Raw genomic sequence first — 13,980 nt, forward strand, 5'->3', positions numbered from 1 at the left:
GCCGCAAAGACGGACGCCCTCGGGGCGCGGAGGGGTGGGCGGCATCGCGGAATCGGGGGCACGTGGATGGAAGTCCACAACCTGGCCACGCAATTCTTCGAGTTGGGGGCGCGGTATTGGCAGGCAGCGGACGCGGGACAGCCGACCGGACGGCTCTTCCATGAGCTGATCCTGCTCGGACGACGGATTCTGGCGGTCTTGCACGCGCCCGGCGGCCCGACCACACCGTCGGTTGAGCCGTCGCATGTCGCCGGCATCCTGCTGGACGCCTTCGGGCGGGAGCTCACCACCCACCGTTCCGGGGCCCGTACTCACCGGCAGGCCGAAGAACACTGGGCGCGGGCGGAGGAGTTCACACCCCATGCGACACCCGGCCAGCTCCGCTCCTTCCTGGCCGGCAAAGCCCAGTACGAGCTGCAGGAGGGGCGGCCCGGCGAGGCCTTCGCCCTTGTGGAGCAGGCCACGGAACTGGATGACGACGCGTCCCGGCACTCGCTCGGAACTCCGTCCGCCCTCTACGGCGACCTGCGAATACTGCGGGCCGAGGCGCTGTACCAGCTGTACGACGCCGAAACCGCCCTGGAGGAGCTGGCGCCGCTGGAGGCGGAACTCGCCGCTCTCCTTCCGGACGGGCCGATCGACGAGACCGATCCCGAAGCGATGCGTCCGCTCAGCGCGCTCCTCGCGCAGGGCGGTGACGGTCCCAAGAAGGTTGGCCGGCTGCTCCAGGCAACCACCGTCTACGTACGGCTGCTGGATGTGAAAGCGGGCGCGCTCCGCGACACGGGCGCACCGGAGGCGGCCGAAAAGGCCTACCTGCGCCGCATGCCGCAGTACGCGGCGACCGGCCTGCCGGAGGCGGGGCTGCTGCAACTGGCCCGCTGCGCGCTCGACCGGGGTGCGGTGGGCGAGGCGACCCGGCGGCTGGATCAGGCCGCCCTGCTGTTCGAGGACACCTCAGCGGCAGACCGGACGTCGATGCGGGCGCGTCTGCGCCTGGTGCGCGGCGCGGAGTATTGCCGTCTTCGTGCCGTGGCGGCCCGGCTGTCCGGGGCGGACGGATGGTGCGAGCGGGCCCTGCGCTGGTGCGACCGCGGGGCGCGCTGTCTGGCCGGCCATCCCGATGACACCCTCGCGGCCGGCCTGCTCGCCGAGCGTGCCCGGGCACACCGTGGTCGTGCAGACCGCGGGCACACAGACTGCGGCCAGGCAGACCGGGCCGATGCGGCACGCGCCTATCGCGAGATGGCCCACGCCCTCGACCGAGTACTGCGCGTGCCGCTCGGCCATCGCTTCGACACGCTGCACCTGCGCCATCGGCGGCCGCTGTTCGAGGAAGCGCTGGCCTTCGCCGAGCAGACCGCCGACGCACCGCTGTGTGCCGTCGTCACGGATCTGCTCAAGGCCCGCGCCTTCTCGGCCCGCCTCTCCCTGGCCCGCTCGGACGTACGGAACACCCCGGACGCGTCCCCCGGCACCGGCGAGCGGGACGCACGGCACGGAGCGGACCACGCCAAGTTCGCCGAACTGACCGAGCGGATCACGGACGCCGAGCATCACCAGCGCTGGGAGGAAGCCGACCGGCTCGGCGTCGAGCGGGCCGCGCTGCTGACCAGGATCCGTGCCGTCGACCCTCGCTGGCGCCTCATCAGGGACGATCCGCCCTTCGACCCGGACCGGCTCACCCGGTTCCTGGCCGCGTACCGCTCCGCCGCCCCGGGGAGCAACCCCGGCCGCTGTGTGGCCCTGAGCCTGTACGAACGCCCCGAGGGCATCCTGGCCCTGCTGGCGACACCGGACGGCAGGCTGCGCACGGGCCTGCGGCGGCTGAGTGACGACACCCGCGACGCACTGGAGGCCTACCAGGGAGAACTTCGCCAGGACACACCCGCACGCCTGGACTTCTGGGCCCACCACGGTCTCGGTCTCTCCGACCTGATCCCTCCGGAATTCGCGGAGGAGGTCACGGACAGCGGCACCTGCCTGCTGTCCCCGCACGGGCACCTGCACAACCTGCCCTGGACGCTCGTCCGTCACCGTGGCGGCCATGTGATCCGTGGGACGGCCATCGGAATCGTCCCCAACCTGTCCAGCGCGCCGCTGCTGGACCACCGGCCCGCGGGGACGGTCCGGGCCACGCTGCTGGGCGTCGACCGGCCGTCCAGGGGCGAGCCGCTTCCCGGAGCGCGGAAGGCGGTGTGCCACCTCGCCGACTGGCTGGGGCCGGAGCGGCTGCGCACGGGGCCGGTCACCGGCGATCGGGCGACGGTCGCCGCGCTGCACGACCTGCTGCTCTCCGGACCCCCGGCGCCCGGCCGGACGGAGGTGCTTCAGATCATCACCCACGGCGTGACCGCTCCCGGGGAGCCCTTCGGCGCCGGTGTGACGATGGCCGACGGGACACTCGAGACGGGGCAGGTGCTCATGAGCCGGATGTGCTTCGAGGAGGTGCTGCTCACCGTGTGCAGCACCGGCCTGCGCGCCACGGCCGACCACAGTGGCGGGCACGGGGCGCTCGCGGGGGCGGCACCCGGGACGCCGCGTCCCCTCGAACTCGCCGGTGACGCCGCCAATGCCCTGGTCCACGCCTTCCACGAGGCGGGAGCGGCCTTCGTACTCGCCAGCCCCGTCCCGATCCGATCGGCGCCCGCGATACGCCACTCCAAGGGGTGGATCTTCCAACGCTGCCAGGGCCGCGCTCCCCTGGAAGCCGCCCGGCGGGCCGCGGTGGCCATGCTGGACTCGGGCGACTCCCCCGAGCAGACCGACAAGTGGGCCGGAATCACGGCCTACGGAGCAAGGTGACCACACTTCGACGGTGAACAGCCGCGACGGATGCGAAGGAGTGACGATGACGTACGAGGACGAGCCGCAGCGGGCATCACGCGAACTGTCCGAGGAAGAGGAGGCCAAGGCGCAGGCCGACCTGATGGGCGACGGTACGGATCCGGACGACGGGCCGCCGCTGGGCATCGTCAAGGGCACCTATGACCCGAGGGACCGGCAACGCCCGCCCGCCCCGCCGGCGCCTCCCGCCCCGCCCGCAGAGTGACCCTTCATGCCGTCCAGCCTCGCGGGTTTCCTGGCCCTGCTGTACGCGGCCGTCCCCGGCTACCTCTACCTCGTCCGGTACGAACGGCACGGCCTGCGCGAGCGCCCGGGGGCCGCCCGGGAGATCGCCGAGCTGTTCACGGTCGGCACCTTCGCGACGCTGGCCGCCGCGGGGGGCGTCCTCGTGGTCGCCGAGTACGTGCCGGGCCTCGCCACGCTGGACGGCGTCGTGTCCGGCGCGCCGTACGCCCGTTCGCACGCTTGGCACCTCGTACGGTCCGCCGTCCTCGTCCTCGCCCTCAGCACCTTTGCCTGCGCGGCCCTCGGGGAGCTGCGCGGTCGCCGCAGCGGTGCGAGCAACTGGTCCACGGCGCCCGGCACGGTGTGGGCCGAGCTGCTCAAGCCCCGGCGCGGCGAGGCCGATCCCCGGGTACAGGTGCTGATGGACGACGACACACTGGTCTACGGCAGCGGACACATGGTCTCCGACGAGCGGGACACGTACTACCGCGACGTCGCGCTGCACCATCCCATCTCCATCCGCCGGCCCGGCGAGGCCCAAGCGCGGCCCTCCGAGGCGGACTACGTCATCATTCCCGGCGGTCACATCCGGCTCATCGAGATCACCGCCGTCCCTCTGCACCAGCCCCCCGGGAATTGAGCGTCGATGCGCCCCAATCGGCGCTTGGGGAGTTTCCCCGATGGAGAAACCTTTCGGCATTCAGTCCCGCATCACGCTCCACTTATGACCCGGGTCAGGAAATCACATCAGATGGCGCTTTCCTCTTTCGAGGGGTGGCTCTCGCTGGCATCCTTGGGGTCCTCGCGACCGGCAGGTACAACGGGGGGTGCGGTGGCAGGAGAACAGCGCGGTGTGCTGGGGCAGCTGATCAGAATCGTGAGCCTGGCGGCGCTCATCGTGGTCTACCTCGGCAGCCTGTGGGCCACTTACCGGCAAATGGACGCCGAACCGGCCTTCGACGGAGCGCTCGGAGTGCCCAATTGGGTCCATGCGGCGCTGGTCATGGGGCTCATGGTGTGCGGCGGACTGGGCGTCACGGCGGCGATCATCGACGGCCGCCGTGAATTGTCTTCCTGGATTCTCACATTGACCGGCGTGGCAGCCGCACTCGCCTGGAGCCTTTGGGCTTCTCTCAACAAGGACGACGACACGGTGGGCATGCTCTTCGCCGCCGTCTCTCCTTTGATCAGTTTGCTGGCGCTCGCCGAGCTGATGCGGCACTTGCGTACGCAGCCGCGCAGCTGACGCCCCGATCGGTCGGGAAACCGAGCGATTCGAAAAGGAAATGGCGAGGCGCGTTCTCATCGGGACGCGAAGGCGCCGAACTCCAGGGGCGTCGTGGCCACCGCCGGGGTGAACGGCGGACTGGGCGTGCGGGCTCAGGCTCTCGCGCTGCCGTCCCGAGTGCGACACCAGATTCGAGCATTGCACACGGACTCCACGGTCACCGTCTACCAGGCGTACGCGCCGGAGATCGGACTGCCGGCCGCCCGGGAGGGCCGTTTCCCGGCGGTGTGGCAACGGAACCGGATGACATGGATCAAACCGTCGTTCCTATGGATGATGTACCGCTGCGGTTGGGGCACCAAGGAACGCCAAGAGACCGTCCTGGCCGTCGAGATCACCCGGGACGGCTTCGAGTGGGCACTGGAACACGCCTGCCTGTCCCACTATGAGCATGGGCTCCACGCCGACCACGCCACGTGGAAGCGCCGGCTGAAGCAGGCTCCTGCCCGGGTGCAATGGGACCCCGAACGGGATCTGCACCTTCAGCCACTCCCCCACCGCTCGCTCCAGCTCGGCCTCGCCGGCGAAGCCGCACGTCTCTACGCCGACGAGTGGCTCGTCTCCATCACCGACGTCACTCCGCTCGCCCACACCGTCCATGCCCATGTACGGAGGTGGAGAGCTGGACATCGCCCGGCAGCTGCTGCCCCTTGAGCGTCCCTACCTCGTGAAGGATGAGCTCTTGGCCCATTTGCACCGGTGAGCCGCTCTCACCAGCAGCGCGCTGCGTTTCGCGTAGCACCACCGATCGCGCTCCCGCCGGTCCACCTCCCGACTGCAGCCCCGCTGCCGAGGGTGTTGCAGCGCCTGTTGGGGACCACGGTCCGTATGGTCTTGGTGTTGGTGCTCCGTCGTCGGGGCGTCTCCAGCAGTGTTGGCTGTCCCGCTCGGTCCGACGTTCGAAGTCTGGGACGGCCTACCCGGTCGACCAGGAGTGCTGCCTTGAGATCTGCGGACGCCTCATCAGGACCCGGCAGCCTTGGTTGGAATCGTGGGAGCGCGACACTGGCGCTGCTGTCGTTCGCGATGCTGATCGTCTCGCTGGACCAGTACATCGTCGTCGTGGCGCTGCCTGACATCGCACGCGATCTGGGCTACTCAGCGCAGACGCTCCAGTCGGTGATCAGCGCCTACGCGGTCGCCTCGGCGGGCCTGCTGCTGTTCGGCGGGCGGGCCGCGGACCTGCTCGGGCGGCGCAGGATCCTGGCGAGCGGACTCGCGCTGTATGCCGGAGGGGCGCTGGCGGGCGGCCTCGCCAGCGGGCCGGGCGTGCTGCTCGCCGCACGCGCGTTTCAGGGAGTCGGTGGAGCCTTGGTCTTCCCCACCACGCTGGCGCTCATCAACACCACGTTTCCCGAAGGGCGGGCGCGCAACCGGGCTTTGGGTATCTGGGGCGGTGCGGGTGCGGCCGGCCTGGTGATCGGCGTATTGCTCGGCGGACTACTGACCCAGGCTTTCGGCTGGGAGGCTGTCTTCTTCGTCATTGTCGCGTTGGCGGGTCCGGCATTGCTGCTCGCGTTCGTGCTGATCCCACCCGACGGTGCACGTGAGAAGGGCCGTACGTTCGATCTGCCTGGCGCGCTGAGCGTCACTCTGGGCGTCACCTCGATCGTGTTCGCGCTGGTGCTGGGTCCCGGCCTGGGCTGGCTTTCGCCGGGCATCCTGATCAGCGCCGCGGTCGGCCTGCTGCTGCTCGGAGCGTTCGTGGTGATCGAGCGGCGCAGCGCCGACCCGCTCATGCCCCCTCGGCTGCTGTCGAATCCCAACCTCGTCACCGGCGTCGTCATCGCGTTCATGTTCATGGCGACCTTCGGCTCTGTGCTCTACTTCCTGTCGGTCTACTTCCAAGAGGTCCTCGGCTACGACGCCCTGCAAACCGGCGCCGGGTTCCTGATCCCCACCGCGGTCGTCGTGGCAGGCTCGACGACGGCCGGCCAGCTCGTGACTCGGTTCGGGCTCAAGCGCACGCTGGTGGCCGCTCTCGCCATCGGTGCGCTCGGCGCCGTGCTGCTCGGCGTCGCGGTCTCGCCGGACGGCTCGTACGTCGAACTGGTCCCGGGTCTCGTCGCGCTCAGCGTCGGTGACGGCGTGGTGTTCACCACCATGTTCATCGCCGCCGCGACCGGCGTGGCGGACCGGGAACAGGGCATCGCCTCGGGTATCGCCTCCACCGGCTCCGGCGTCGGTGCCGCGGTCGGCCTAGCCGTCCTCGTCCTCGTGGCGACCGCCGGGCTCGACGACCTCACCGGCGAACGCCTGCGCGTCTCGACGGCAGAGGGAATCAGCACCACGCTGTTCGTGGTGGCCGGCGGGATCCTCGCCATGCTTCTCGTCGCTGTGACCCGGTGCCCGACACCACCAGCACCGGAGCCGGCTCCCGTACCCCGCCTGTGGCGTCGTTGCTGACGCCGTTTCAAGTCGCACAGGTGGGTCTCCGGATGCTGCCGGCTGCCACGATCTCCGCCAGTTCAGCGTCCATGACCGCCATTCCGCGCCCTGTGGCTTTTTGCGGCCTCCGCAAAAAGTCTGGGCCTCAGCGCCGTCCCCCACCGAACCTGAGCTCGCAGACGATCCCGGTCCGGCCCGAGGGGGATTTCCCATGACCACGACGACCCTGTCCGCCCCGCCACCCGCACTCGATGCGCGCCGGCGCTGGACGGTGCTCGCCGTCTGTGCGCTGAGCATGTTCCTGGTGGGCTTGGACACCACCATCGTCAACGTGGGCCTGCCCGAGATCGGACGCGGCCTGGGCACCGGCACCCGGGGGCTCGCATGGGTCGTCGACGCCTACACCGTGGTCCTGGCGAGCCTGCTGATCGTGTCCGGGGCGCTCGCGGACCGCTTCGGAAGGCGGCGGGTCTTCCAGAGCGGACTGATCATTTTCGGTCTGGCCTCGCTGGCCTGCTCGCTGGCTCCGTCACTCGGTGCGCTCGTCGCGGCGCGGGCCGTCCAGGGGATCGGGGCCTCGATGCTGAGTCCCGTGGCGCTGGCGATCGTGGTGAACGCGATGCCCGACCCACGGGAGCGGGCCCGCGCGATCGGCATCTGGGCGTCCGTCTTCGGGCTCAGCATGGCCGCGGGCCCGGTCACCGGCGGAGCGCTCATCGCCGCGTTCGGCTGGCGATCGGTGTTCTGGATCAACGTTCCGGTCGTGGTCGCCGCGCTCGTCCTGGTCGCCGTGTTCGTTCCGGAGTCGCGCGGGGCGCGCGCCCGGCGGCTCGATCTGCCCGGCCAAGTGCTCCTCACCACGGCCCTGTTCCTCACCGTCGGCGTCCTCATCGAAGGACCCCGTCTCGGCTGGGTGTCACCGGCGGCCCTCACCGGCTACGCCCTGATCGCCGCCGCCACCGCCGCCTTCGTCCGCGCCGAACTACGCAGGCCCGAACCCCTGATGGACCTCGGGCTCTTTCGGCGGCCGGCGTTCGCCACGGCGGTGCTGGGCGCGGTCGCGGTGTTCGTCGCACTCAACGTCAGCCTGCTGCTCAGCACGCTCTACCTCCAGCACGGCCGGGGCCTCACCCCGCTCGCCGCGGGCACGGCGACCCTCCCCATGGCCCTCGGAGCCACGCTGTGCGCGCCCTGGTCCGGCACTCTGGTGGGACGGCTGGGGCCGCGCCGGCCGCTGCTCCTCGCCGGCGCGTTCATCACCGCCGGGGGCCTGAGCCTGGTGGGTCTGAGCCAGGACACCGGCGTAGCGCTGCTCGGGCTCGCCCATCTGCTCATCGGCATCGGTTTCGGCTTCGCGAACGCGCCGCTCACCAACACCGCCGTCGGTGGACTGCCACCGTCCCGGGCGGGGGTGGCCGGGGCGATCACCTCCACCGCGCGGCAGGTCGGCTCGGCGATCGGCATCGCAGTCGCCGGGGCCCTCGTCACGGGCGTCGCGCCGGCGGGGCTCGCGCGGGCCTCCCACGCGGGTTGGCTGCTCGTAGCGGCGTGCGGACTCTTCCTGCTCGGCGTTGCACGCATCTCACAGACGACCGCAACGGTCACCGCAAAGGTCACTGACCGTTGAAGCCAACCAGCCCGTCCCTGCCTCCTTGCCCCGTGTCCCTCTCCCCCGCCCCCCTGCCCTCCCTCGCGGCGGGTTGCGGTTCGGGCTCGGAGGACGACGATGGATCGGGGAGGTGCGGGGAGGTTTCCGGGGGTGGATCATCAGCCGTGGCCGTGAGGCCGCAAGAACCGGGCACACCGTGCTTGCGACATGGAGTGAACATGACCGAGATTCCTCCGCCGATCACGCCCTACCTGGAGCCCGCCGCGCAGGAGCTGTGCAACGCCACCGCTCCGCATCCGAGGCTCTACGAGGTCCCTCCGGAGAAGGGCCGTGACATCCTTCTCGGCCTGCAGAGCGATGAGAGTGTTCCCCGGCCGGACGTCGACGAGGAGTGGGTCGACGTGGACGCCGGCGAGTGGGGCACGGTCCGCACCCGCGTCATCCGGCCCAAGGGGGCGAGCGGGCCGCTGCCTGTGGTGTTCTTCATCCACGGCGCCGGCTGGGTGTTCGGCGACGACAAGACGCACGACCGCCTTTTCCGCGAACTGGCCGTGGGAGCGGACGCCGCCGGTGTCTTTCCCGTGTACGACCGCGCTCCGGAGGCGAAATACCCCACGCAGGTGGAGCAGAACTACGCCGTGGGCCGGTGGGTCATGGAACACGGTGCGGAGCACGGCCTGGACACCTCACGTGTGGCGGTGGCCGGCGACTCTGTCGGCGGCTGCATGTCGGCGGTGTTCGCGCTGATGAACAAGGAGCGCGGCGGGCTCGACCTCAAGGCGCAGGTCCTGCTGTACCCGGTGACGAACGCCGACTTCGACACCCCGTCCTACGTGCAGTTCGCCGAGGGGTACTACCTGACCCGCGACGGCATGAAGTGGTTCTGGGACCACTACACCTCGGACCCCGCCCAGCGCGCCGAGGTCCATGCCTCCCCGCTCCAGGCCTCCCTGGACCAGCTCCGGGGGCTGCCCACCACCCTGGTCATCACCGACGAGGCCGACGTGCTGCGCGACGAGGGCGAGCAGTTCGCGAACAAGCTCCGTGAGGCCGGCGTCGGCGTCACCTCCGTGCGCGTCGGCGGAATGGTCCATGACTTCCTGCTCCTGGACAGCCTCCGTGACACCCGCGCGGCCAACGTGGCGCGCGCACTCGCCGTCGACGCGCTGAGGACGGCGCTGCACGGCAGCTGAGGCAGGACCACCCGATCCACCGCAGAACCACCCGATCCACCTCCCGCCCACAGGCGTGGGGCGGACGCAGGTCCGGGCTCCCGGACGCCCTCGCGGCGCGGGCCGGCCCGGACCTTCGGCGTACCTACCCACTGGCGCTCGCTCGCCCGCAGAATCCCCCCACTCGATTGTTGACGGTGCTTACATCGCTTCCTATTCTCATGTGAGCATCGCTTACATGAGAGTGAGGAACCCACGCCATGTCTTCGGCACAGAAGGACACCCTCGAGGTAGACCTGGGCGGCCGTGCGGTCACGGTCCCCAAGGGGGGTCTGTACGACCGGTACCGGATGAACCCTGACCTCGACGAGGTCGCGCGTGACCCCCGCGTCAGCGGCGTGGACTTCTTCCGGCAGCTGCCCAAGATCAAGGTCGACTCCCCGATCGGCCCCACGCTCACCCCGAACTTCTACTACAGCGTCTCGACCGCCCGGCTCACGATGCTCGCGCCGTCCCGAGCGATCCGCACCCGGCTGCCCGGAGAGCTCGCGCCACTGGAGATCGCTCCGGGCCTCGGCCTGATCTCCGTGATGTTCTTCCGCTACGACGTGTGCGACATCGACTTCTACACCGAGGCCGCCGTCGGCATCGCCGTCAGGCCCGCACGGCACGGGAAGCTCGGATTCTTCGACCTCGTCGCCGGCCTCAAGAACGAGCACCTCGACTCGTACGTCCTGTCCCTGCCGGTGAGCACGGAGATCGCCCAGGTACGCGGCCACGACGGCTACGGCTTCCCCAAGTGGGTCACCGAGCTCGACGTGGACATCGACCGCAGCCGGACGACCGCCCGCGTGGCCAACGACAGCGGCGGAGTCGACTTGTCGCTGCTGGCGGCCACGCCGAAGCAGACCGCCCACCCGAGCGGCGAGCGCGTCAGCTCGCTCACCTCGTACACGACGATCAACGGCGCGTGGCACTCGACCCTGAGCCAGACGCACGTGCTGAGCGCCGGTACCACGCGCGTCCCGCGTGACATCACCCTCCAGGTCGGAGAAGGCCGCATGGCCGACGACCTGCGGTCGCTCAGGCCGATCAGGACCATTCAATTCGACGTCATGACCGAAGGCCAGCTCGCCCTGCACATGCCGGTCCCCACCTCGGTCCAGAACCGCAACAAGTAGCGAGGATCCCCAGTCATGGCCACCGACCACGCCACCCGCCCCACCGCTGCCCGCGCGCCAAGCCTGCCCGCGTCCATCGCTCCCGCCGCGCTCGAGCGGCTGGCCGCCCGGGTCTCGGCCGCGCCGAACGTCGCGCGGGTCACCACCAACGCCCCTTACACCGGTGCCCCCCTCGCCGATCTGCCGGTCTCGACGCCCCTGGACGTCGAGGAGGCCTTCGCCCGCGCCCGTAGGGCGCAGAAGGCCTGGGCGGCCACGCCGCTCGACGAGCGCAAGCGGATCCTGCTGCGCTACCACGACCTCGTCCTGGCCCGTCAGGACGAGGCGCTCGACCTGATGCAGGCCGAGAACGGCAAGACCCGCCGCGACGCGCACCTCGAAGTGGTCGACATCGCGATCACCGCCCGCTACTACGCCCGCAACGCCGCCAAGTACCTGAAACCCAAGCGGCGTCGCGGCGCCATCCCCGTCCTCACCCACACCACGGAACTGCGCCACCCCAAGGGCGTCGTCGCCGTCGTGTCCCCGTGGAACTACCCGTTGAGCATGGCCGCCGGCGATGCCATAGCGGCGCTGATGGCGGGCAACGCCGTGGTGCAGAAGCCGGACACCCAGACCGCTCTGACCGCGCTGTGGTCGCTCGACCTGATGTACGAGGCCGGTCTGCCGGCCGGCGTGTGGCAGATGGTGATCGGCAGGGGCAGCTCCATCGGCGGCGCGCTGATGGACAACGCCGACTACATGATGTTCACCGGCTCCACCGCCACCGGCCGACAGATAGCGAGTGACGCCGGCCGCCGCCTCATCGGCGCCTCTCTCGAACTCGGCGGCAAGAACGCCATGATCGTCCTCGACGACGCCGACATCGAGAAGGCCGCCGACGGCGCCGTCGCCGCCTGCTTCCCCTCCGCGGGACAGCTGTGCGTCTCCATCGAGCGCCTGTACGTGGCCGAGTCCATCCGTGACGAGTTCGTCGCCGCGTTCGTCGAACGGACCGAGAAGCTCAAGATCGGCGCCGCGTACGACTACAGCATCGACGTCGGCAGCCTCACCACCCCGTCCCAGCTGAAGACCGTCACCGAACACGTCGGCGACGCCGTCGGCAAGGGCGCCACCGTCCTCGCCGGGGGCAGGGCACGCCCAGACCTGGGGCCGCTGTTCTACGAACCGACCATCCTCACCGGCGTCACCCCCGAGATGACGCTGCACGACCACGAGACCTTCGGCCCCGTCGTCGCCGTCTACTCCTACCGTGACGTCGACGAAGCGGTCGCGCGCGCCAATTCCACGCCGTACGGTCTCAACGCCAGCGTCTGGACCAGGAACGGGGCCCGGGGCCGCGCCGTCGCCGCCCGCGTGCACGCCGGCACCGTCAACGTCAACGAGGCCTTCGCCGCCGCATGGGGAAGCATCGACGCGCCGATGGGCGGCATGGGCGACTCCGGCCTCGGCCGCCGTCACGGCGCCGACGGCATCCTCAAGTACACCGAACCCCAGACCGTCGCCCACCAACGCGTCCAGGGGTTCACCCCGCCGGCCCGCGTCTCCCCGGAGACCTGGGCCGCTCTCCTGACCGGCGCGCTGAAAGTCATGAAGGCAGCCGGCGTGCGCTGAGCAGCGATCGGCCATTCGACCGTGGCCCGCTCGGGCCAGAACACAGTATGAGGGCGGCTCGTCCACACGACGAGCCGCCCTCTTCGTCTCGCACGCCGCCATGCGGTGGCCGGGCACACGCTCGGGCCCGCGCGGTTCCGGCGGCGGGAGTTCGGCGCGAGTTCGGCGCGAGTTCGGCGTGGCGGGATCGCGTACGGCATCGGCGGCAGGCGGCAGGCGGCAGGCGGCAGGCGGCAGGCGGCAGGGCGATTCGTACCGCCCGGAGCCACATGCGGATGTGCCCGGCGTCCCCAACTGAGCTGGGCACACCGGACACATCCGAGGACATCGCCACGAGGGCGGCGTCAACGACCCGCGGTGCTCTGCGTGTTGGACAGCCAGGCTCGGTAGCCGCGCAGGGCCTTTCGCTGCTTCCGCTGCTCGCAGATCAGGGCGATCGCCGGGTGAGTGCCGGGCTTGGGCTTGCGGCCACGGGCGAGGCGGCGCATCTGGTGGCGGACCTTCGCCATGCCGGCAGCGGAGGCGAGGGCCTTGTCCGACCAGGTCACCGGCTCCATCTGGCGGTCGGCCTCACGGTCTTGCGTCCAGCGGTCGGGGAGGTCGGGGGTGACCGCGAGGGCGGTGCCCATGCCGACGACCGCCACCCCGCTGTCGAGAACCCGCTCGGCGGTGACGCGCTGGGTGATGCCCCCGGTCAGCATCAGCGGAAGGGGGCTCGTCCGAACCAGGTCCTTCGCGAGGTCCAGGAAGTAGGCCTCACGGGCCCGGGTGCGGTCATCGGCGGGGCGGCCGGTCATCGCGGGGCTCTCATAGCTGCCGCCGGACAGTTCGACCAGGTCGACGCCGAGCGGTTCGAGCATCGCGATCACCTGGCGCGCGTCGTCGGCGTCGAAGCCGCCGCGCTGGAAGTCGGCCGAGTTCAGCTTCACCGCGACCGCGAAGGACGGCGAGACGGCGGCGCGGACCGCCCGCACGACGTCGAGGAGCATCCGGGCCCGGTTCTCCAGTGAACCGCCCCACTGGTCGGTCCGCTTGTTGACCAACGGGGAGAGGAACTGCGAGAGAAGGTAGCCGTGCGCCGCGTGGATCTCGACGCCGTCGAACCCGGCCTTCTCCGCGCGGTGGGCCGTGACGGCGAACCGGGTCACGGTGTCCTCGATCTGCTGCGCGGTCATGGCCGTCGGGCGGCCGAAGCGGCTGCTGTGCTTGCCGAGGTCGACGCCGATGTCGGTCGGGCCCCACACGACGCCGGGCATGTCGGACGCCACCTGACGGCCGGGGTGGTTGATCTGCATCCAGATCGATCCGCCGCCGGACTTGCCGGCCTTCGCCCACTCGGTGAACGGCTTCAGGGGCGCGTGCTCGTCGAGCACGACTCCGGCAGGGCCGGTCAGCGCCTCGGCATGCACCATCACGTTGCCGGTGATCAGCAGTCCGGTGCCGCCGCGGGCCCAGCGCCGGTACAGCGTGAAGAGCTGTTCGTCGGGGAGCTGGCCGTCGCCGGCCATGTTCTCCTCCATGGCGGCCTTGGCGATCCGGTTGCTGAGCACCTGCCCGGAGCTCAGGCGCAGTGGCGAGAACAGCTCGCTGGTCATCCCGGTTCCTTCTTCCATGTCCGATCACTTACGATGTATGCACCACTCACATTAGGGCCGC

General features: G+C 70.5%; 10 protein-coding genes and 1 pseudogene. 10 read left to right on the forward strand and 1 reads right to left on the reverse strand.

Translation table 11 applies throughout. The features are described 5' to 3' along the window. Positions 1-66: 66 nt before the first annotated feature. The 10 genes and pseudogenes from AMK31_RS07535 to AMK31_RS07580 all read left to right on the forward strand — a co-directional run bounded on the left by AMK31_RS07535 (position 67) and on the right by AMK31_RS07580 (position 12,324). The gene (locus tag AMK31_RS07535) at positions 67-2,805 is read left to right on the forward strand and encodes a CHAT domain-containing protein (RefSeq protein ID WP_073939614.1); all 2,739 of its coding nucleotides are present in this window, start codon (positions 67-69) and stop codon (positions 2,803-2,805) included. 46 nt (positions 2,806-2,851) lie between these two features. Then, positions 2,852-3,052, forward strand: a complete 201-nt coding sequence (locus AMK31_RS07540) for a hypothetical protein (RefSeq protein WP_073939615.1) — start codon at positions 2,852-2,854, stop codon at positions 3,050-3,052. Between the two features lie 6 nt (positions 3,053-3,058). Beyond that, on the forward strand, positions 3,059-3,712 hold the full coding sequence (locus AMK31_RS07545; protein WP_073939616.1) for a DUF6338 family protein: 654 nt from the start codon (positions 3,059-3,061) through the stop codon (positions 3,710-3,712). A 192-nt stretch (positions 3,713-3,904) separates the two neighbouring features. Beyond that, positions 3,905-4,318 (forward strand): hypothetical protein, encoded by a 414-nt coding sequence (locus tag AMK31_RS07550; RefSeq protein ID WP_073940099.1) that lies wholly within the window; start codon positions 3,905-3,907, stop codon positions 4,316-4,318. 147 nt (positions 4,319-4,465) lie between these two features. Next, positions 4,466-5,063: pseudogene (locus AMK31_RS07555) on the forward strand (DUF4291 domain-containing protein). A gap of 323 nt (positions 5,064-5,386) precedes the next feature. Then, the gene (locus tag AMK31_RS07560) at positions 5,387-6,766 is read left to right on the forward strand and encodes an MFS transporter (protein ID WP_073939617.1); all 1,380 of its coding nucleotides are present in this window, start codon (positions 5,387-5,389) and stop codon (positions 6,764-6,766) included. A 193-nt stretch (positions 6,767-6,959) separates the two neighbouring features. Beyond that, positions 6,960-8,375: an MFS transporter gene (locus AMK31_RS07565; protein ID WP_073939618.1), complete on the forward strand. Its 1,416-nt coding sequence runs from the start codon at positions 6,960-6,962 to the stop codon at positions 8,373-8,375. A gap of 200 nt (positions 8,376-8,575) precedes the next feature. Then, on the forward strand, positions 8,576-9,550 hold the full coding sequence (locus tag AMK31_RS07570) for an alpha/beta hydrolase (RefSeq protein ID WP_073939619.1): 975 nt from the start codon (positions 8,576-8,578) through the stop codon (positions 9,548-9,550). A gap of 239 nt (positions 9,551-9,789) precedes the next feature. Beyond that, positions 9,790-10,710, forward strand: coding sequence for an acetoacetate decarboxylase family protein (locus AMK31_RS07575; RefSeq protein WP_073939620.1), 921 nt, complete (start codon positions 9,790-9,792; stop codon positions 10,708-10,710). Between the two features lie 15 nt (positions 10,711-10,725). Next, positions 10,726-12,324 (forward strand): succinic semialdehyde dehydrogenase, encoded by a 1,599-nt coding sequence (locus AMK31_RS07580; protein ID WP_073939621.1) that lies wholly within the window; start codon positions 10,726-10,728, stop codon positions 12,322-12,324. Between the two features lie 344 nt (positions 12,325-12,668). On the opposite strand, the gene AMK31_RS07585 is transcribed toward AMK31_RS07580, so the two are convergent. Then, positions 12,669-13,919, reverse strand: a complete 1,251-nt coding sequence (locus AMK31_RS07585) for an NADH:flavin oxidoreductase/NADH oxidase family protein (RefSeq protein ID WP_073939622.1) — start codon at positions 13,917-13,919, stop codon at positions 12,669-12,671. Positions 13,920-13,980 lie beyond the last annotated feature (61 nt).

This window comes from Streptomyces sp. TSRI0107 (assembly GCF_001905845.1).
In the GTDB taxonomy this organism is placed as follows: domain Bacteria; phylum Actinomycetota; class Actinomycetes; order Streptomycetales; family Streptomycetaceae; genus Streptomyces.

Excerpts from the sequence above, each read along its gene's own strand:
- AMK31_RS07570 (WP_073939619.1), top strand. The coding sequence starts at position 8,576 with ATGACCGAGATTCCTCCGCCGATCACGCCCTACCTGGAGCCCGCCGCG.
- AMK31_RS07565 (WP_073939618.1), top strand. The coding sequence starts at position 6,960 with ATGACCACGACGACCCTGTCCGCCCCGCCACCCGCACTCGATGCGCGC.
- AMK31_RS07560 (WP_073939617.1), top strand. The coding sequence starts at position 5,387 with ATGCTGATCGTCTCGCTGGACCAGTACATCGTCGTCGTGGCGCTGCCT.
- AMK31_RS07535 (WP_073939614.1), top strand. The coding sequence starts at position 67 with ATGGAAGTCCACAACCTGGCCACGCAATTCTTCGAGTTGGGGGCGCGG.
- AMK31_RS07545 (WP_073939616.1), top strand. The coding sequence starts at position 3,059 with ATGCCGTCCAGCCTCGCGGGTTTCCTGGCCCTGCTGTACGCGGCCGTC.
- AMK31_RS07575 (WP_073939620.1), top strand. The coding sequence starts at position 9,790 with ATGTCTTCGGCACAGAAGGACACCCTCGAGGTAGACCTGGGCGGCCGT.
- AMK31_RS07540 (WP_073939615.1), top strand. The coding sequence starts at position 2,852 with ATGACGTACGAGGACGAGCCGCAGCGGGCATCACGCGAACTGTCCGAG.
- AMK31_RS07580 (WP_073939621.1), top strand. The coding sequence starts at position 10,726 with ATGGCCACCGACCACGCCACCCGCCCCACCGCTGCCCGCGCGCCAAGC.
- AMK31_RS07585 (WP_073939622.1), bottom strand. The coding sequence starts at position 13,919 with ATGACCAGCGAGCTGTTCTCGCCACTGCGCCTGAGCTCCGGGCAGGTG.